Origin of the sequence: Paenibacillus sp. Aloe-11 (assembly GCF_000245715.1) — a bacterium.
Classification (GTDB): Bacteria; Bacillota; Bacilli; order Paenibacillales; family Paenibacillaceae; genus Paenibacillus; species Paenibacillus kribbensis.
The window spans coordinates 5,599-5,879 of sequence record NZ_JH601040.1 but is presented as its reverse complement, the minus strand read 5'-3'; the positions used below and the strand labels follow the sequence as shown (position 1 = coordinate 5,879).

At 65.5% G+C, this 281-nt stretch carries 1 protein-coding gene; it reads left to right on the top strand.

All coding sequences use genetic code 11. The features are described 5' to 3' along the window. A partial coding sequence (locus tag WG8_RS01190; RefSeq protein WP_007428227.1) for an SNF2 helicase-associated domain-containing protein occupies window positions 1-281 on the top strand: 281 nt, incomplete at both ends.

The following is a 281-nucleotide window of genomic DNA, read 5'->3' as shown; positions in this document are numbered from 1 at the left end:
TGTTCGGACTGGACTCGATTGTCCAGTTCGACTGGCGTGTGGCCATTGGCGATGCCGATCTAAGCGAGTCCGAGTTCGCCGAGCTGGTGGCCCGCAACGAGCGCCTGGTGCGCTTCCGGGGCCAATGGATCGCGCTCGATCCCGCGCTGCTCGCGCAGATTCGCCGGGCCATGGCCGGAATCGACAGCACGCAGGGATTGTCCTTTCAGGACATCCTGCAGCTGCACCTGCTCGGCAATGCCGATGAGCCTGAAGACGACGCCTCGGGCGGGCAGCCGGAG